This window comes from Streptomyces sp. SCSIO ZS0520, from assembly GCF_025643355.1.
In the GTDB taxonomy this organism is placed as follows: Bacteria; Actinomycetota; Actinomycetes; order Streptomycetales; family Streptomycetaceae; genus Streptomyces; species Streptomyces physcomitrii.
Window position 1 is genome coordinate 460,891 of the sequence record NZ_CP092644.1, and the last position, 18,080, is coordinate 478,970.

General features: G+C 73.5%; 17 protein-coding genes. 8 read left to right on the forward strand and 9 right to left on the reverse strand.

Features of this window, described 5'->3' with window-relative positions; all coding sequences use genetic code 11:
• Positions 1 to 16: 16 nt before the first annotated feature.
• On the reverse strand, positions 17 to 1,543 hold the full coding sequence (locus MID12_RS01610; RefSeq protein WP_263164365.1) for a hypothetical protein: 1,527 nt from the start codon (positions 1,541 to 1,543) through the stop codon (positions 17 to 19).
• A gap of 225 nt (positions 1,544 to 1,768) precedes the next feature.
• Positions 1,769 to 3,577, reverse strand: coding sequence for a gamma-glutamyltransferase (gene ggt, locus MID12_RS01615; protein WP_263172797.1), 1,809 nt, complete (start codon positions 3,575 to 3,577; stop codon positions 1,769 to 1,771).
• A gap of 102 nt (positions 3,578 to 3,679) precedes the next feature.
• Between ggt and MID12_RS01620 the strand changes: the two genes are divergently transcribed.
• Positions 3,680 to 4,486 carry a hypothetical protein gene (locus MID12_RS01620; RefSeq protein ID WP_263164367.1) on the forward strand — a complete coding sequence of 269 codons (807 nt, stop codon included), beginning with the start codon at positions 3,680 to 3,682 and terminating at the stop codon, positions 4,484 to 4,486.
• 717 nt (positions 4,487 to 5,203) lie between these two features.
• Here MID12_RS01620 and MID12_RS01625 read toward each other — a convergent pair.
• The gene (locus tag MID12_RS01625) at positions 5,204 to 5,644 is read right to left on the reverse strand and encodes a DUF6278 family protein (RefSeq protein ID WP_263164369.1); all 441 of its coding nucleotides are present in this window, start codon (positions 5,642 to 5,644) and stop codon (positions 5,204 to 5,206) included.
• 165 nt (positions 5,645 to 5,809) lie between these two features.
• On the opposite strand from MID12_RS01625, the gene MID12_RS01630 reads away from it, so the two are divergent.
• Complete coding sequence (locus tag MID12_RS01630; protein WP_263164371.1) at positions 5,810 to 7,579, forward strand: SGNH/GDSL hydrolase family protein; 1,770 nt, start codon at positions 5,810 to 5,812, stop codon at positions 7,577 to 7,579.
• 26 nt (positions 7,580 to 7,605) lie between these two features.
• Here MID12_RS01630 and MID12_RS01635 read toward each other — a convergent pair whose 3' ends face one another.
• The 5 genes from MID12_RS01635 to MID12_RS01655 all read right to left on the reverse strand — a co-directional run bounded on the left by MID12_RS01635 (position 7,606) and on the right by MID12_RS01655 (position 11,931).
• On the reverse strand, positions 7,606 to 8,454 hold the full coding sequence (locus MID12_RS01635; protein ID WP_263164373.1) for a pentapeptide repeat-containing protein: 849 nt from the start codon (positions 8,452 to 8,454) through the stop codon (positions 7,606 to 7,608).
• Positions 8,451 to 9,230 (reverse strand): exodeoxyribonuclease III, encoded by a 780-nt coding sequence (locus tag MID12_RS01640; RefSeq protein ID WP_263164375.1) that lies wholly within the window; start codon positions 9,228 to 9,230, stop codon positions 8,451 to 8,453. Before MID12_RS01640 ends, MID12_RS01635 begins: the two co-directional genes overlap by 4 nt.
• A 52-nt stretch (positions 9,231 to 9,282) precedes the next feature.
• Positions 9,283 to 9,915 carry an MBL fold metallo-hydrolase gene (locus tag MID12_RS01645; protein WP_040246258.1) on the reverse strand — a complete coding sequence of 211 codons (633 nt, stop codon included), beginning with the start codon at positions 9,913 to 9,915 and terminating at the stop codon, positions 9,283 to 9,285.
• 103 nt (positions 9,916 to 10,018) lie between these two features.
• Positions 10,019 to 11,287 carry an alpha/beta fold hydrolase gene (locus MID12_RS01650; RefSeq protein WP_040246260.1) on the reverse strand — a complete coding sequence of 423 codons (1,269 nt, stop codon included), beginning with the start codon at positions 11,285 to 11,287 and terminating at the stop codon, positions 10,019 to 10,021.
• Between the two features lie 149 nt (positions 11,288 to 11,436).
• Entirely contained in the window at positions 11,437 to 11,931 is a 495-nt protein-coding gene (locus MID12_RS01655) for a PaaI family thioesterase (protein ID WP_263164378.1), read from the reverse strand.
• 92 nt (positions 11,932 to 12,023) lie between these two features.
• Here MID12_RS01655 and MID12_RS01660 point away from each other — a divergent pair, with 92 nt between their 5' ends.
• Complete coding sequence (locus tag MID12_RS01660) at positions 12,024 to 12,491, forward strand: winged helix-turn-helix transcriptional regulator (protein ID WP_263164380.1); 468 nt, start codon at positions 12,024 to 12,026, stop codon at positions 12,489 to 12,491.
• Between the two features lie 183 nt (positions 12,492 to 12,674).
• Here the strand turns inward: MID12_RS01660 and MID12_RS01665 are convergent, their stop codons facing one another.
• Positions 12,675 to 13,697, reverse strand: a complete 1,023-nt coding sequence (locus MID12_RS01665; protein WP_263164382.1) for an LLM class flavin-dependent oxidoreductase — start codon at positions 13,695 to 13,697, stop codon at positions 12,675 to 12,677.
• A gap of 272 nt (positions 13,698 to 13,969) precedes the next feature.
• Here MID12_RS01665 and MID12_RS01670 point away from each other — a divergent pair, with 272 nt between their 5' ends.
• The 5 genes from MID12_RS01670 (at position 13,970) to MID12_RS01690 (ending at position 18,076) form a co-directional block, all read left to right on the forward strand.
• The gene (locus MID12_RS01670) at positions 13,970 to 14,860 is read left to right on the forward strand and encodes an ABC transporter substrate-binding protein (RefSeq protein ID WP_263164384.1); all 891 of its coding nucleotides are present in this window, start codon (positions 13,970 to 13,972) and stop codon (positions 14,858 to 14,860) included.
• Positions 14,857 to 15,762, forward strand: coding sequence for an amino acid ABC transporter permease (locus MID12_RS01675; RefSeq protein WP_040246267.1), 906 nt, complete (start codon positions 14,857 to 14,859; stop codon positions 15,760 to 15,762). Before MID12_RS01670 ends, MID12_RS01675 begins: the two co-directional genes overlap by 4 nt.
• A gap of 50 nt (positions 15,763 to 15,812) precedes the next feature.
• On the forward strand, positions 15,813 to 16,541 hold the full coding sequence (locus MID12_RS01680; protein WP_263172800.1) for an amino acid ABC transporter ATP-binding protein: 729 nt from the start codon (positions 15,813 to 15,815) through the stop codon (positions 16,539 to 16,541).
• 33 nt (positions 16,542 to 16,574) lie between these two features.
• Positions 16,575 to 17,234 (forward strand): HAD family hydrolase, encoded by a 660-nt coding sequence (locus MID12_RS01685; RefSeq protein ID WP_263164386.1) that lies wholly within the window; start codon positions 16,575 to 16,577, stop codon positions 17,232 to 17,234.
• Positions 17,235 to 17,776: 542 nt separating this feature from the next.
• Positions 17,777 to 18,076 carry a hypothetical protein gene (locus tag MID12_RS01690; protein WP_263164388.1) on the forward strand — a complete coding sequence of 100 codons (300 nt, stop codon included), beginning with the start codon at positions 17,777 to 17,779 and terminating at the stop codon, positions 18,074 to 18,076.
• The last annotated feature ends 4 nt before the right edge of the window (positions 18,077 to 18,080 follow it).

Genomic DNA, 18,080 nt, shown 5'->3' on the forward strand with positions numbered 1-18,080 from the left:
CCGGCCCTCCCCCGCCTCAGCCCCCGACGCCCGCCACCCGCAGGGCGTGCACCAGGTTCCCGGCGCAGACCGGGGAGATCTCCGCCGCCTGGCCGCGCAGCAGCGGGACCAGTCGGGCGGGGGCGAGTTGGGCGAGGTCCGCGGCCTCCTGGGCGCTGCGCGTACGCAGGAAGCTGTCCAGCACCGCGTGGACTTCGCGGTGCCGCCCGCTCTCCGCGAGCCGCAGCACCGCGGCGCCGATCTCGGCGGGCGGGCGCCCCGCGCCCTGCCGCAGCAGATGCGCGGCGTCCTGGGCGCGACCCCCGGCGGTGAGGGCGTCCGCCACCGCGACCAGGCGTTCGGTGGGCAGCGAGGACACCTCCCACAGCAGGGTGTCCCAGTCCGCGGCCAGCCCCGAGCGGCCGAACAGGGCGGCGATCCGCGGGAATCTGGACGCGGGCCACTGGGCGGCCTCGGCGAGCAGGATGTGCGCCTCTCCGGTCCGGCCCGCCGTCCGCAGCCGGAGCAGGGCGGCGATCATCTCGGCGATCTCCCGGTCCACGGCGGTCTCCCGGTCCACCGCGGTGTCCGCCTCCGGGCCGGTGCCCCCGCGCGGGCCGCTCTCGTCGGGCACCGCCCGCCCCTCGTCCCGAACTCCCGCGAAACGGGCGCCCCTTGGCGTTGCACCCCCCACCGCCGGGAGCGCCGCCCCCAACTCGGGCAAGGCGGGCTCGCTCTCCGCCACCGCCCCGGCGAACCTGGCCCCACCGCGCGCCCGGCGCCGCTGCCGCGTCCCGGCGGTGGCCTGCTCGGGCACCACCGCCGTCTCTCCCGGACGGGGCTCGGCCACGGAATCCGCCTCCGCCGGACGAGGCCCGGGCACGGAATCCGCCTCCGCCGGACGGGGCCCGGGCACAGAACCCGCCTCCGCCGGACGGGGCCCGGACGCAGAATCCCCCTTCGCGGGACGAGGCTCGGGCACAGCCACCGAGCGCCCCTCGCCGGACCGGCCCCCAGCAGCCCCGGCGGCAGCACCCAGCCCACGCCGGACCGACTGCCTCTGCTCCAACACGCCCAGCCGGAACCGGAGTTCGGCGCAGCGCGCCCGCGCCCGGTGCTGGTCGTCCCGGGCCCAGGAGAGTTCGTACGCGATCTCGCGGGCCCGGGTGGCGGAGTCGGCGGCGGAGAGCCGGGACGCCAGTTCCTGGAGCCGTCCGGTGGCCCGGCGCTGCTCGCCGAGCATCAGCTCCAGCCTGTCGAGCAGCGCCTCGCGTCCGCCGCTACGCGCGTCATATGCGGCCGCGCAGGCGCCGTGCAGGGCGCGCGCCCGGGGCCTTTCGGCTGCCGCCGCCTCGGCGCCCTCGTGTGCGGCGAGGTCCTGGAGCAGGGCCTCCACCACGTCCCAGGGCAGCACCTCCCGGCCCTCGGCGCAGGCGCGCATGCCCTGGGGATCGCGCTGCCAGAACACGCCGTACCACCCCGCACGCGGATCGAGGCGCGCCAGCAGCGCGCCCCAGTAGTCCACGAACTCCCGTATGTGTACGGGTAGTTGTTCCGCCGCCATCGAAGCTGCCCCCCGTCAGACCGGAAGCCGTGCAAGGAGACAGCAAACACCCCGCGTGTTACGGGCTCGCTACGCAGAGCTTTCACGCCCTGCCCGCCGCGCCCGCATGACCTCGGGACAGGGGCCCTCACGCGCAGGGGGCCGGGGAAGCCATCGGCCTCCCCGGCCCCCTCCGGTCGCATCCGCTACCGGCCCTCGGGCCGGACCACCCGCGGTCGGGACGTACTAGCGGTCGTCGGGCCGGACCACCATGGCGGAGCCGCCGCCCCGGCGTTCGGTCTCGGCGGCGGCGAGCCAGCGTCCGTCGCCGAGGCGCTGCACCCCGGTGGCCGCGCCGATCTCGGGGTTCTGGGTGAAGGCGTGCCCGAGTTCGCCGAGCCGGTCCTTCAACGGGCTGTTCCACAGGCCCGGTTCGAGCTCGGTGGCCGCCTGGTTGCGCTGACTGGCGCGGGGCGCGGCGATCGCGTCGACCAGGGGCATACCGCGGTCCAGGAAGTTGGTGAGCGTCTGGAGCACCGTGGTGATGATGGTGGCGCCGCCGGGGGTGCCGAGGGCGAGGACCGGGCGGTGCTGCGCGTCGAGGACGATGGTCGGTGAGATCGAGGACCGCGGGCGCTTGCCGGGCCCCGGCAGGTTGGGATCGTGGACGGCCGGGTCCGCGGGGGCGAAGGAGAAGTCGGTGAGCTCGTTGTTGAGCAGGAAGCCGCGGCCCGGGACGGTGATGCCGCTGCCGCCGGTCTGCTCGATGGTCAGCGTGTACGAGACGACGTTGCCCCATTTGTCGGCGGCGGTGAGGTGGGTGGTGTTCTCACCCTCGTAGGTGGTGGGGGCGGCCTTGTCCCCGGTGCCGCAGTCGGCCGGGTGGCGGGGGTCGCCGGGGGCGAGCGGGCTGGACAGCGCCTTGTCGTCCTTGATCAGGCAGGCCCGGCTGTCGGCGAAGCGCTGGGAGAGCAGCTCCTTGGCGGGGACGTCCTCGAAGGCCGGGTCGCCGACCCAGCGCCCGCGGTCGGCGAACCCGATCCGGCTCGCCTCGATGTAGCGGTGCAGATACTGCTCCTCGGACAGCTTCGAGAGGTCGCTGCCCTCCAGGATGTTCAGGGCCTCGCCGACGGTGGTGCCGCCGGAGGAGGACGGGGCGATGGAGTAGACGCCGAGCCCGCGGTAGGAGGTGCGGGTGGGCGCCTGGCGCTTCGTCCGGTAGGCCGCGAGGTCCTTGGTGGTCAGCGCCCCGGGCCGTACCGTGCGGCCGGAGTCCGGGTCGACCGGCGGCTTGTTCACCGTACGGACGATGTCCTTGCCGATCGGTCCGCGGTACAGGGACTCCACGCCGTGCCGGCCGAGTTCGCGGTAGGTGCGGGCGAGGTCGGGGTTCTTCAGGGTGCTGCCGACGGCGGGCGGGGCGCCGCCGGGCAGGAAGAGCTCGGCGCTGGCCGGGAAGTCCTTGAAGCGGTCCGCGTTGTCGGCGGTCTGCTGGCGGAAGGTCTTGTCCACGGTGAAGCCGTGCCGGGCGAGCCGCTCCGCCGGGCGCAGCACCGCGCCGAGCGGCCTGCTCCCCCAGGCGTCGAGGGCGCTGCGCCAGGTGGCCGGGGTCCCCGGGGTGCCCACCGAGAGCCCGCTGGTGACCGCGTCGTCGAAGGGGATCGGCTTGCCGTCCTCCAGGAAGAGGCCCTTGTCGGCGGAGGAGGGTGCGGTCTCGCGGCCGTCCAGGGTGTGCACGCTGCGGGTGCGGGCGTCGTAGTAGACGAAGTAGCCGCCTCCGCCGACCCCGGCCGAATAGGGCTCGGTCACACCGAGGGCGGCGGCGGTGGCCACGGCGGCGTCGACCGCGTTGCCGCCCTTGCGCAGCACCTCGATGCCCGCGGCCGAGGCGTCCGCGTCGACGCTGGCCACCACCCCGCCGTGGCCGACGGCGACCGGTGACTTCGCCGGGTCCCGGCCGGTGTCCGGGGCGGCGGGGGGCGCCGTCGCGCCGATCCCCACCAGGGTGGCGGCAGCGGCGAGAAGAGAGAGTTTCCGCGCGAGCGGGCGGCGCATCCGTACCTCCAGTGGCAAGCGTCCCCGCAGAGTAGCCGGAGCCCTCACCCCTTTCCAGGACCTCTCGAACCTTCGTGCCCCCGGCCGCTAGCATGCGCGCCCATGACAGACGAACTGCGCCTGATCCTGCTGGGCCTGGCGGTGGCGGTCCTCGGCGCCGCCCTCGGCTGGCTGGTCCGCTCCTCGCTGTGGCGCCGGGGCCTGCGCCGCAGGCAGTCCTTCTTCGGTCTGCCGCCCAGCGCGGAGTGCCTGCTCGTGGTCGACCGGGAGGCGGGCGCCGCGGAGTTCACGGTCACCCGCCATGACGTCTTCGCGCTGCTCGAACTCTCCCCGCTCATCAAGGAGTGCGGGGCGCACGCGCAGGTCCACGGCCATGATGCGCCCCTGCAGAGCCTCGGGGAGCGCACCGAGTTCTGCGTGGGCGGCCCGGAGTCGAGCCGCCGGATGGCCCTGCATCTGCGGTCGCTGCTGCCGGGCGTGCGGGTGCACTCCGATCCCGAACTGGGGCCCCGCCACGGCGAGTTCCGGATAGGCAGCGAGACCTACCCGATGGAGCAGGGTGTCACCGAGTACGTCCTGCTCGCCCGGCTCACCGCCGGGGAGGGGCCCGAGGAGCGCCCGGCCTTCCTCTTCTGCGGCCAGCGCGCGATCACCCACCAGGCGGCGGCCCGCTATCTCGCCCGCCACCATCAGCGTCTGCACCGCAGGTACGGGCGGCGCCCCTTCGTGCTGCTCCTGAAGGTGGTCAACTCCCAGGCGTACGGCCCCGATGTGGTCGAACTGGTCGCCGATGTGACCCGCAAGGCGCGCACCGCCCCGGCCAAGAGCGCGAAGGACGGGAAGGACGGGAAGAGTGAGAAGGACGGGAAGAGCGACAAGAGCGAGAAGGGTGAGAAGAGCGAGGCCTAGGGCGGGCCCCGGAGAGCCACGAGCACACCGTGCGGTCTCCGCCCGTCGCCACCGCGCGGCACCCTCCCCCGCGGTGGACTCCCCCCGGAACCAAGGGAGCGGCACCCCCGCCATCCTCAGGTGGCGTGGTGCCGCTCGGCCTCGGCGAGCCGGACAGTCCGGTGCGCGTGCGGCGTCCGGCGGTTGCTGTCCCGCTCCGCAATGAGCACAACCCGACCGGTGGCGGTGCAGCTGACCTTCTTCCCGCCGGGCTCCGCACACTGGTTCGTGGCGGTGCCGCTGCGCGAGGAGTGATCTCCGGCTGCTGCCGGGCGGGCTCGGCCCTGCGAGCTACTGGCGGACCGGGCACCTGCCGCACCCGGTCGTTTTCCTCCCTGGTCCGCGGGCCCTCGCCCGCCCGGCCAGGTGCCCGGGTCCGAGGACCTGGCGGGCGGGCCGTTGCCGGATAGGTGCCTCGACGTCACTCAGCTCGATCAGAAGATCGACAACCATGCCAAGTCCTGCCCACTTTCTGTGTCGGTCCGCGCAAACTATCCACCGCAATATGGGACTTATTGGACGACACGCACTGATCACCATTAACCGTATCTTCAGGAATCCTGGCTCTTCGCACCACCGGATCCCCGGGCTCCCCGCTCTCCGGGCCCCCGATGCGTCGGGGTCCCCGGCCGCCGCGCCCCTGCCTCCTCCGGGCTCCCGCGGCCCGGCCCGCGCCGCTCAGGCCTCGGCGGCCTCGGCGTAGATCTGGGTCAGCTCGGGGGCGCCGTTGACCGCCCAGTCCAGGCCCGCCTCGACGACCTGGAGCTCGCGGCCGGAGGCGAGGCGCACCACCGGATGGCCGCCGGGCCACACGTGCCAGAGCGCGCCGGGCACACTGCGGGTGATCACGGTGCCGAGATAGAGCCCGGCGTCGTTGCCGAGCCAGGGCAGCAGCTCCGGGTCCTCGCGCCAGCGCGGGAGGAGCTGGTCGAGGGCCTGGAGCGAGGCGGGTGAGTCGTCGAGGGTGAGACCGGCGACCGCGGCCTGCGAGCGCAGCAGCTCGCACTCGGAGAGCAGCTCGCCGACCCCTTCGGGATCATCCTCGAACACACCCGCGAGACCGCTTTCGCGGCGCTCCGCCTGCCGCTTGCGCCAGTTGTCCAAGAAGGGGATGTTCATACCGCCAGGGTGACACTGCCCGGCACCCCCGCACCACAGGCACGCGCGGCCCGGTGACGTACGCGCCTGTTCGCGCCCCGTTCATGCGTGGCTCATTGACGCGTTCCTGCCGTCTTCCTACGTTCATGGCGCCTCGATCCCTTCCCGCTACCGCAAGGAGCACGCGTGCGCCCTCGCCTGTGGACCACGGCTGCCGTACTCGCCTGCTTTCTGGCCCTGCCGCCCTGGCCCCCGGGGACCGCGCGCGCCGAGTCCGCCGCCACCGGGCAGCCGCTGGAGCGGCTCTACGACAACACCGCGGTCGGCGTGGACGGGCAGCCCTCCGGCACCGGCTTCGACGGGGCGGGAAACGCACTTTCGGCCGGTGATCTCGCCGCGGCGGGCTGGACCCCGGGCCGCACCCTGACCCTCGGTGGCGCCACCTTCACCCTCCCCCGCTACGCGCCGGGGCGCCCCGACAACCTCGTCGCCGACGGCCAGCGGGTACGCCTGACCGGCCGCGGCTCCTCGCTCGCCCTGCTCGTCGCCGCGACCGGCGGCCCCGCGACGGGCACCGGCACCCTCCGCTACCGCGACGGCTCCCGGCAGAGCTTCACGCTCGGCGCCCCGGACTGGCGCACCGGCCCGCTCGGCTCGAAGGCCGTGGCGCTGCCCCATGTGAACTCCCCCGGCGGCCAGCTCACCGAGCAGGCGAAGCTGTACGCCGTCTCCGTGCCGCTGGAGCGCCGGCGTGCCCTCGCCTCGGTGCAGCTGCCCCGGGACAACGGGCCCGATCTGCACGTCTTCGCGGCCTCGGTGCAGAGCGAGTCCCCCGGCTGGAGCGGGAGTTGGGCCGCCGCCACCTCCGGGCAGCCCGCGGTCGGGCCCTGGGCGGACCGCAGCCTGCGCCTGGTGGTGCACACCTCGGCGGGCGGGCCGCGGGTCAGGGTGCGCCTGGACAACACCTTCGCCTCGGCTCCGGTGGACATCGGCGGGGCGAGCGTGGCGGTGCAGGAGTCCGGGGCCACCGCCGCCTCGGACCCGCGGCCGCTGCGCTTCGGCGGGGCCACCGGGACCCGGATCGCCGCCGGGGCGCAGGCCCTCAGCGATCCGCTGGACTTCGAGGTGCCCGCCGACAGCAATCTCCTGGTCAGCTTCCATCTGCCGGGGACGGTGGCCTCGGCGCCGCTGCACCAGCTCGCCGTGCAGGAGTCCTACCTCAGCGAGGGCGGCGACCACACCGCCGAGCGCACCGGCGAGGCGTACACCGGGACGCTCACCAACTGGCCGCTGCTCGCCGGGGTGGACGTCGGCGGCGGCCCGGGTTCCGTGGTGGTGCTCGGGGACTCGATCACGGACGGGGAGCGCACCACGGCGGGCGCCAACCGCCGCTGGCCGGACCTGCTCGCGGACCGGCTGCGCGGCCAGCGGGAGGTGCCGCGGTACGGGGTGCTCAACCAGGGCATCTCCGCGAACCGGGTGCTCTCCGACCGCTACCCGGGCGACGGCGTCAGCACCGACACCGGCGGCGTCAGCGCCCTCAACCGCCTGGAGCGGGATGTGCTGGCCCAGACCTCGGCCCGTACCGTGATCCTCTTCATGGGCGTCAACGACGTGCGGTGGGGCGCGCGGGCGGACCAGGTGAGCGCGGGGCTGCGGGAGATCGCCGCGCGGGCCCGGGCGCGCGGTCTCAAGGTTCTCGCGGCGACCATTGCGCCCTGCCAGGGCGAGAGCAGGTGCACGGCCCAGGTGGAGGCCGAACGGGCCGCCGTGAACGCCCAGTTGAGGACCGGCGCGGGCTTCGACGCGGTGCTCGACTTCGACGCGGTGCTCCGCGATCCGGCGAACCCGGCCCGGCTGGCGCCCGCCTACGACAGCGGCGACCATCTGCACCCCTCGGAGGCCGGGCTCGCCGCGCTCGCCGACTCGGTGGAGCTGGGGCTGCTGCGCAACTGAGGCCCGGTCACGGGGACTTGGCGGGTTCAGCTCCAGTGCGCGGGGCGGCCCAGGGCCGGGGGGAGCCGGGTGCGGCCGTCGCCCCTGGCCGCCGCGAGCTGGGACTGGGTGAGGAAGACCGTGTCGGTGAGGTCGGCGCCCGCGAGGTCCGCGTCCCGCAGATCGGCGCCGATCAGGTCGGCGAAGCGGAGGTCGGCGCCGCGCAGATCGGCCGCGATGAGGCAGGCGCCGCGCAGGCTCGCCCCGCGCAGGTCGGCGCGGCGCAGCCGGGCGCCGAAGAGGTCGGCGCCCCGGTGGTCGCGGCCCTTGCGCGGGGCCCCCGCGCGGTGCAGCTCCCCCGCCCTCAGGAGGAAGGTGTTGACCCGCTCGCGCAGCGCGGGGACGTCCAGGGCGAGCAGCTCGGCGGCCTCGGCGCGGCTGAGCCGGTCCAACTCGGCGCAGACTTCGCGCAGTTCGGCGCGCACCGGGCCCGCCGCGGGCAGTTCGCTCGCCTCGGTGGCGTACCAGAGGAGTTCGTGCAGCCGGCGCATGACCGGGAAGACCTCGAACATGGTGCGCGCGCTGTCCGGGTGGCTCCGCCAGTCGCGGCCGCCGAAGGTGTGCTGGGAGACCTTCTGGCCGGCGCCGAAGCAGTCGAAGACGGTGCAGCCCGGGAAGCCGCTCTCGCGCAGCCGGGCGTGGATGCCGCAGCGGAAGTCCTCGCGCAGCTGGGCGCAGGCGGTGCCCGCCGCCTTGTCCACGGCGAAGTCCGAGGAGGCGGCGAAGGGCAGCGCCACGCAGCAGAGCCCGAAGCAGTCGCCGCAGTCGGAGACCAGGCCGAGGCTCCGGCGGCCCTGTGCCCCGGGGACCGCGGGGCTCTCCTGCCGGGCGCTCACAGCTTCAGGTCCACGACGACGGGTGCGTGGTCCGAGGCGCCCTTGCCCTTGCGCTCCTCGCGGTCCACGTAGGAGTCGGAGACGGCCTTGGCGAAGGGGGCGTTGCCGTAGACCAGGTCGATGCGCATGCCGCGGTTCTTCGGGAAGCCGAGCTGGCGGTAGTCCCAGTATGTGAAGGGGTGGTCGTACTTGAGGGGGCGCGGCACCACATCGCTGAGGCCGGTCTCGCGCAGGGCCGTCAGGGCCGCGCGCTCGGCCTCGGTGACATGGGTGGCGCCGTCGAAGGCGGCGATGTCCCAGACGTCCTCGTCGGCCGGGGCGATGTTGTAGTCCCCGAGGACGGCGAAGGGCAGCGGGCCCGCGGCGTCCGCGGCGACGGTCTGCTTCAGCGCCTCCAGCCAGCGCAGCTTGTAGGCGTAGTGGGCGTGGCCGACCTCGCGGCCGTTGGGGACGTAGACCGAGCGGACCCGGACCCCGCCGCAGGTGGCGGCGAGGGAGCGCGGCTCGGCCACCTCCTCGTACCCCGGGTCGCCGTCGAGGCCCCGGGCCACGTCCGTCAGGCCGACGCGGGAGACGACCGCCACGCCGTTCCACCGGCCGGTGGCGTGCACCGCGGACTCGTAGCCCAGCTCGCGCAGCTGGTCGGTGGGGAACTGCTCGGCGGTGGTCTTGGTCTCCTGCACGCACAGCACGTCGGTTCCGCTGTTCTCCAGCCAGGCGAGCAGCCGGGGGAGGCGGGCGGTGATCGAGTTCACGTTCCAGGTGGCGATGCGCATGGGCCCCAACCTACCCGGCCCCACCGACAACCCGGCCGCCCGCCGGCCGGCCTCAGATCTCGGCGGCACCGCCGGGCGCCAGGCGCAGGTGCTCGGCCTCGGCGAGGGAGCCGATCTGCCGGTCGTAGATCGGCCGGGCCAGGTCGGTCAGGAGGGCGTCGTGCACGTCGTAGGCGCGGCGCGGGCTGACCTCGCGCACGTAGTCGACGACCTCCGAGAGCTTGCTCCAGGGGGCCATCACCGGGAGCAGCAGGGTGTCCACCGGCTGGTCCGGCACGGTCAGGGCGTCGCCGGGGTGGAAGACCGTGCCGTCGACGAGGTAGCCGACGTTGGTGATCCGCGGGATGTCCGGGTGGATCACCGCGTGCAGCTCGCCGTGGACCTGGACCTCGAAGCCCGCCGCGGTGAAGGTGTCGCCGTGGCCCACGGTGTGGACCCGGCCGGGGAAGGCGGGGCCGATCTTGTCGGCGACCGCGCGCAGGGTCCAGATCCGGGTCCCGGGGTCGGCCTCCATGGCGGCCCGCAGCCGTCCCTCGTCGAAGTGGTCCGGGTGCTCGTGGGTGACCAGGATCGCCTCGGCGCCGAGTGCCGCGTCCTCCTCGGTGAAACCGCCGGGATCGATGACGAGGGTGCCCGCCTGGGACTGGAGCCGGACGCAGGAGTGCGTCTTCTTGGTGAGCTTCATGCCGCCATCCTGCTACGCGCCCCCACCCGGGCAGGGCGCCCGGGCCGGGTGTTTCGGCCACCGGCCCGGCACCCGGCCCGCCCGCGCCGCCCGCTGCCGGGGGCTACTCGCGCGGAGTGGTCTCCTCCCGGACGACCTCCTGGACGATGCGGAAGGCCTGGTGGGCGGCGGGCATCCCGCAGTACACCGCGGTCTGCAGGAGGACCTCCTTGATCTCGTCGGGGGTCAGCCCGCTGCGCAGGGCGGCCTTGGTGTGGCCGGCGAGTTCCGTCCAGTGACCGCCCGCGACCAGCGCGGCAAGGGCGACGCAGCTGCGGGCCCGGCGGTCCAGGCCCGGGCGGCTGTACACCTCGCCCCAGGCGTAGCGGGTGGCGAGCCGCTGGAAGTCCTCCGCGAAGCCCTCCGCCTCGGCGAGGACCCGGTCGACCTCGGCGTCGCCGAGGACCTCGCGGCGCACCTTGAGCCCGGCCTCGTACTGGTCGGCGGGCACCGCCTCGGCCGCCGGCTCCTCGAAGGGGGCGATCTCGGCGACCGGCGCGGGCGGCGGGCTGAGCACCGGCTTGACCGGCACCGGCGGGGTGCCGGGGGCCTCCTGCCAGGAGGTGGAGAAGTGGCGTACGAGCAGGTCGGTGACGGCGGCCGGCTGCTCGACGGGGGCCAGGTGCGAGGCGCCGGGCACCACGGCGAGCCGGGCGTCCGGGATGCCCGCGACCAGGGTGCGGGCCGCGGCGGGCCCGGTGACCTGGTCCTCGGAGCCGACCAGGACCAGGGTCTCCACCCCGATCCGGTCGAGGCTGCCCCGTACGTCGAAGGTGGCGAGCGCCTCGCAGGCGGCGATGTAGCAGCCCGGGTCGGTGGTGCGCACCATCTGCACGGCCCACTCGGTGATCGCGGGCTGGTTGGCGGCGAAGCCCGGGGTGAACCAGCGCTCGGGCGAGGTGCGGGCGATGGGGTCGAGCCCGTTGGTGCGGACGATCACCCCGCGCTGGCGGAACTCGTCGGCGGTGCCGAAGCGCGGGGAGGAGGCGATGAGGGTGAGCGCGGCGACCCGGTCCGGGTGGCGCAGCGCGAGGTCGGTGCCGATCGCGCCGCCCAGCGCGCAGCCCGCGTAGCCGAAGCGGTGCACCCCCAGCTCGTCGAGGGTGGCGAGCAGCCGGTCGGCGAGCTGCTCCACCGACTCGGCGGGATGCGCCGGTGCGCCGCCGTGCCCGGGCAGATCGAAGCGGAACACCCGCCACTGCTGCGACAGTTCGGGTATCTGCCGGTCCCACATGTGCCAGGTGGTGCCGAGGGACGGCCCCAGGATCAGGACCGGAGCGTCGTCGGGCCCGTCGAAGCGGTACTGCAGGGCCTCAGTAGTCGTCTCACTCACGCGGCCGACCCTCTCATCTGTCACGAGATGTCACGCCGCCGGGGTGGACCTGGCGGGCCCCGCCCCGCTCGGGCGCCGCCGGACCCGCCGGGTCGGCGGCGGCTCCTCCCGGGGCGCGCCCTCCCTCAGCCGCTATGAGGCGGGCGTCGCTACGCGGCGGGCAGCGGGAAGAGCAGGCAGCTGCTCGTGGCGTGGGCGAGCAGGCGGTCCTCGGCGTCGAGGAGCCTCGCCTCGGCCAGCGCGGTCTGCCGGCCCCGGCTGACCACCGTGCCGACGGCCCGCACCCGGCCGGTGTCCGCGGTGATCCGCTTGAGGAACTTCACGGTCAGGTCGAGCGAGGTGTACCCCATCCCCGGCGGGAGGGTGGAGTGGACGGCGCATCCGGCCGCCGAGTCGAGCAGGGTGGCGTAGACGCCGCCGTGCACGCTGCCGAGCGGGTTGTAGTGCTCCTCCCCCGGCATGATCGTGAACGTCACCCTGCCCTCGTCCACCTCGGCGAGGGTGAAGTCGAGGGTCGCCGAGACGGGCGGCCCGGGCAGGCGGCCCGCCTGGATCTCGCGCAGGAACTCCAGGCCGGAGACGCGCCCCACGACGGCGGCGGTGATCGAGGGGTCCTCCCACTCGTAGGTGCGTGACCGTCCCATGTTTCGGCATCCTCCCGGCTGACTCTGTCGAGCGAAGTTAGCCCGCTCCACCGCTGGCTGTCAAAGCTGAAGTCAGCGCCTAGTATGGGGACATGGAGTGGCTCGACGTCAGCACGGAGAACTGCCCCGTCCAGCGCTCACTGGATCTGGTCGGGGAGAAGTGGACGCTGCTGATCCTGCGTGACGCCGCCAACGGTGTACGCCGCTTCGACGACTTCCGCCGCCACATCGGCGTCTCCGAGGCCGTCCTGAGCGACCGGCTCCGGAAGCTGACCGCGGCCGGCATCCTGGCCACCGTCGCCTACCGGGAGCCGGGCAGCCGCTCCCGCAACGCGTACCGGCTGACCCGCAAGGGCTGGGACCTGTGGCCCGTGCTCGTCGCCCTGCGCGAGTGGGGCGAGAGGTACGCCCCGGATCCCGAGGGTCCGGTCCTGGACATGCGCCACACGGAGTGCGGAGCACCGGTCCGCGTGGTCGTCGAATGCGCCGAGGAACATGAGGCCTTGACTCCCCAGCAGGTCACCGCCCGGCCGGGCCCCGGAGCGCGCCGCCGGGAGTGAGACTCCCGGCGCGGTGCCGATACGCGCCGTCCTCGCGTCTCTCGCGTGAGCGCGCCCGATTCCCTCTCCCTCTTTCCGCTTCCTCGACCGGCAGCGCGAAGGCGGGCCCGGTGTTGCGCGGGCCCAGACGGCGATGGGACTGGTGTGCGCCCGGGCTGGAGCCGGGTCGGCCGGTACCGGACGTCAGCCGCTCGGCTTCCAACCGAGCGCGGGGCCGAGACGGCCGGCGATGTCGGTGAGGATCTGCTCGTAGTCCTCCTCGCCGAAGGTGAACGGGAGCGCGAAGGCCACCTCGTCCACCTCGCGGAAGGCCGCGTGCGCCCGCAGGCGCTCCGCGATCCAGTCGGAGGGGCCCACCAGGTCCGGGGCGAACAGCAGCCGGGCCGGGCCCTGCGGCCGGACGGTACGGGGCAGCCGCGCCGCCGCGTACTCCTCGTACCTGGCGCGCTGCGTGGCGTCGGCGGAGTCGGTGGGGATCACCACGAGCCCCTGGGAGACCCGGGCAGCCTCTCCGGCGGGATGGGCCGCCCGGAAGGCGCGGATCTGGGCGAGTTGGAGGGCGGCGAAGTCCCAGGGCCCCTCCTGCTCCTCGGCCTTGACGACGCTGCTGGTGAGGAGGTTCATCGCGTTCTCCCCCGCCCAGCGGGCCGAGCGCGCACTGCCGCCGCCGTACCACATGCGCTCCCGCAGACCGGGGGAATGCGGCTGCACCCGGTCGGAGAAGGCCTCGATGCCCTCCGTGCCCCGGAAGGCGGTGACCGGCTTTCCGGCGAGGTGGTCCAGGAGCCGCCGCACCCGCGCGTAGCCGAAGTCCTCCGTGTCCGCGGTGTCCGGGTAGAGCGCCTCCCTGACCCGCTCGTAGTGCGTCGGGGCACCGGTGCTGACACCCGGGTTGAGGCGGCCGCCGGAGAGGAGGTCCACGGTCGACAAGTCCTCGGCGAGGCGCAGCGGGTTCTCCCAGCCCAGCGGGGTGACCGCGGTGCCCAGGGCGATCCGGCTGGTGCGCTGGGTGGCGGCGGCGAGGACCGCCACCGGTGAGGCGATGCCGTACTGGAGGTGCCGATGGCGCACCCACGCGCTGTCGTAGCCGAGTTCCTCGCCCAACTCCAGCGTGCGCAGCGTGGTCTCGTGGCCCCGGGCCGGATCGTCCTCGTCGAACAGCCCGATCGTGAGGAACCCCAGCTTCTTCAGCGGCCTGTCACCCATACCCACCCGATTCCGCCCAGCAGGGGCCACCCAGCCCCGCGCGCCCAGAGTAGCGAGCACAGCCATCGGGGGATGTCCGCGCGAACGTACGGCCGGAACGCCCGGGCAGGGCGGTGGCCTGCGGGAAGAGCACGCCGCGGACGAGCGCCGCGGGGGCTTTGCGGGGCCGCGTCCCCGTGAGCGTTCACAAGATCGCAACACCCGTTCCCAGCATGCGGGACCGGCCCCCTCCGGCCTCGACAGGCAGGGCTTCGCACGGTAAGTAACCCGGCATGAATCTCGTCCTCGGGAACTCTCACGGTCCTCGTCTGCCCCGGAGCCTCGCGGCCCTCGCCCTGCTCGCCGCGGTGGCCGGCTGCGCCCCGCAGCCGGACGGCGAGGCCGCCCCGGACTCCGGCGGCGGCACGGAGCGCTGCGCCCGGGGAGCCCTGAAGACGCAGACCGCGGGCAAGCTGACCGTCGCCACGGACAAGCCCGCGTACGAGCCCTGGTTCCAGGACGACGACCCCGCGAACGGCAAGGGCTTCGAGTCGGCCACCGCCTACGCCGTGGCGAAGCGACTCGGCTACGGCAAGGCCGAGGTGGTGTGGCAGACGGTGCCCTTCAACAAGGCCTTCGCCCCGGGCCGCAAGAGCTTCGACTTCGACATCAACCAGGTCTCCGTCAGCGAGGAGCGCAAGAGGGCCGTGGACTTCTCCGCGGGCTACTACGACGTACGGCAGGCCGTCGTCGCCCTGAAGGGCTCACCGGCAGCGAAGGCGAGAACCGTCGCCGCGCTGAGGAAGGTGAAGCTCGGCGCCCAGGTCGGCACCACGAGCCTGGACGTCATCGACGACGTGGTGCGGCCCCAGCGGGACGCCGCCGCCTTCGCCAAGAACGACCAGGCCAAGTCCGCGCTGCGCAACGGCCAGGTCGACGCCATCGTGGTGGACCTGCCGACGGCCTTCTACATCACCGCGGCCGAGGTGGAGGACGCGGAGATCGTCGGCCAGTTCGCCGAACGGGGCACCGCGCCCGAGCAGTTCGGCCTCGTCCTCGACAAGGGCAGCGCGCTGACCTCCTGCGTCTCGAAGGCGGTGGACGCCCTGCGCGAGGACGGAACGCTCGCGAAGATCGAGAAGCGGTGGCTCACCGAGGCCGCCGACGTACCGGTGCTCACGTGACCCTGGCGAAGGAGGAGCCGGACCGCGGCGAACCGCTCGCGCCGGGCGGCGAGGACCCCTACGTACCCTCCGCGCGCCGTCTCGCCCGGGAGCGGTACCAGCGCGCCCGGTCCCGCCGTGCCGTGGCCGTCGCCGCGCTCTCCTCGCTGGTGACGGCGGCGGCGCTCGTCCTGGTCGTCGTCAACGCGCCGGGCTGGTCCCGCACCCGGGAGACCTTCTTCGACGCGGGCTACGCGCGCGAGGCGCTGCCGCTGGTACTGGACGGGCTCTGGCTCAACGTCCGGCTGCTGCTGGTCTGCGGCGCCGCGGTCCTGGTCCTCGGGATGCTCATCGCCGTCGCCCGGACCCTGCCGGGGCCGGTCTTCTTCCCGCTGCGCGCGCTGGCCGCCGCCTACACCGACTTCTTCCGCGGGCTGCCGCTCATCATCAACCTGATGATCGTCGTCCTGGGGGTGCCCGCGCTGCGCCTCCAGGGCGTGAGCGTCGACCCCGTGCTGCTCGGCGGCACCGCGCTCACCCTCACCTACTCCGCCTACGTCGCCGAGGTGTTCCGGGCGGGCATCGAGTCCGTCCACCCCTCGCAGCGGGCCGCGGCCCGCTCGCTGGGGCTGACCAACCGGCAGGCGCTGCGGCACGTCGTCCTGCCCCAGGCGGTCCGCCGCCAGGTGCCGCCGCTCCTCAACGACCTGGTGTCCCTGCAGAAGGACACCGGGCTCGTCTCGATCGGCGGCGCGGTCGACGCGGTGCGGGCGGCCGACATCATCGTGGGCCGCAGCCTCAACTACACCCCGTACCTGGTGGCCGGGCTGCTCTTCATCGCGCTGACCATTCCCATGACCCGCCTCACCGACTGGGTCACCGCCCGGACGGACCGGCGCCGCGCACAAGGAGGCCTGCTGTGAGCGACCGACCCGGCGGCCCGGACTCCGCGGACCCGGCGCCCGTACTGCGCATGCGGTCCGTACGGAAGACCTTCGGCGCGAGCCTCGTCCTGCGCGAGGTGGACCTGGAGGTCGCCCCGCACACCGTCACCGCGCTCATCGGCGCCTCCGGCTCGGGCAAGTCGACCCTGCTGCGCTGTGCCAACCTCCTGGAGGAGATAGACGACGGGGCGATCTGGCTGGACGGCGAGGAGATCACCGATCCCCGCGTGGACCAGGACGCGGTGCGCCGCCGCATCGGCGTGGTCTTCCAGGCGTACAACCTCTTCCCCCATATGAGCGTGCTGGAGAACATCACCCTCGCCCCGCGCCGGGTGCACGGCGTGCCCCGGGCGGAGGCCGAGCAACGCGGGCGGGAACTCCTGGAACGGCTCGGCCTCGGCGCCAAGGCCGACGCCTACCCCGACCGGTTGAGCGGCGGACAGCAGCAACGGGCCGCCATCGTGCGCGCGTTGGCCGTGCGGCCCCGGCTGCTGCTCCTGGACGAGATCACCGCGGCCCTCGATCCCGAACTGGTGGCGGAGGTCCTGGAGGTCGTACGGGACCTCAAGGAGCAGGGCATGACCATGGTGCTGGCCACGCACGAGATGGCCTTCGCCCGCGACATCGCCGACCAGGTGTGCTTCCTGGACGCGGGCGTGGTCCTGGAACGCGGATCCGCCGAGCAGCTCTTCCACGCCCCTCGCGAGGAGCGCACTCGCCGCTTCCTGCGGCGCTTCACGGAATCCGGCCGACTCTGACCGCGGCGAGGCCGCTCTCCCTACAATGCGACCATGATTCGCGCGGTGGTTTTCGATATCGGGGAATGCCTGCTCGACAGGACTCGGGAGTACGGCGCCTGGGCCGACTGGTTAGGAGTACCGCGGCACACCTTTTCAGCCGTGTTCGGCGCGGTCGTCGCACAGGGGCGCGACTTCCGCGAGACCTTCCAGATATTCCGGCCCGGTTTCGACCTGGCCGAGGAGCGGGCACAGCGGGATGCCGCAGGCATGACCGAGTGCTGTGGTGAGGAGGATCTGTATTCCGATGTCCGCCCTACGCTCTCCGCCCTGCGCGAGAACGGTCTCTGGGTCGGCATCGCCGGAAATCAGAGCCGTGATGTCGCCGCGTCGTTGCGCGAACTGCGCCTGCCGGCGGATCTGGTCACCGCGAGTGGCGACCGGGGCATTTCCAAGCCGGATCCCGCCTTTTTCCAGCACCTCGTCGAAGCGGCGCCCGCCGAACCGCACGAGATCCTGTACGTCGGCGACCAGTTGCGCAATGACGTCCACCCCGCCCTGCGAGCGGGCCTGATGGCCGCGTGGATCCGGCGCGGGCCGTGGGGGTTGATTCCGTCCAGCACGCAGGCGGACTCCGCACCCGCCACGATGCAGATCGACTCGCTTGCCCAACTCCCCGGACTCATCGCCGAGTTCAACGAGGGCGCGCGCTGAACGGCAGGCAACCGCCGCCTGACGTGAGTCGGGCGGCGGCAGCGACCGTCCTACTGGGACGGAGGCTTCGGCTTGGCAGCGGAACCCGGGGCGGGCCTGCGGGATCCCAGCTTCAAACCCGAACGACAGGTCCGCGGAGCGGACGGGAGGACGATGATCTGCTTGTGCCGCATGTGTTCTCCTTCCGAGGGGAATTACGGAGCTGGTAGAACTTCTTCAGCCTAGGCAGGCCAATTGAAGAGGTCAATGGCGAGACGAGGGACACCATGCCGTGCGTTCTGGTCACCGGAGTCAATGGGGTCGGCAAATCGACGGTTGTCGCGGAAGTGCTGAGATCCACGCCCGACTGCCGGTACTTCTCCGCCTCCGCCGCTCTCATGGACCACTTCGGTTTGGCACCCGGGGATTATTCGGCGCTGGATTCCCTCCCCTTGCAGAAGCGGATCTCCGCGAGTCACGCGCTGCTCACCGAGGCCATCACCAGCACTCCCGGTCCTCTTCTCCTCGACGCACATCTTCTTACGTTCGAAAGAGTCGAGCCCGTGGACTGCGGGGGCCCCTGGGTCTCCCTGCTGCGAGGAATCGTCCTGCTCACCGCCTCGGCCGCGCGCATAGACGCCCGGCTCCGTGCGGACGCCCTGTCCGGACGGACGCGCCGCTGGCTCGACCTGTCGCCGGAGGCGCGGTCGGAGCGTGTCGACCTGATCGCGCGTCGGCAGCGACTGCTGATCGCGCACACGGACCGCGTGGGTGCCTCATGGGGGGTCCCGGCCCTGCGTGTGGCGAACGAGGGGGACGTCGGGTCCACGGCGACCGCGGTCCTCGGCCTGCTGGCCCCGTGAGGAA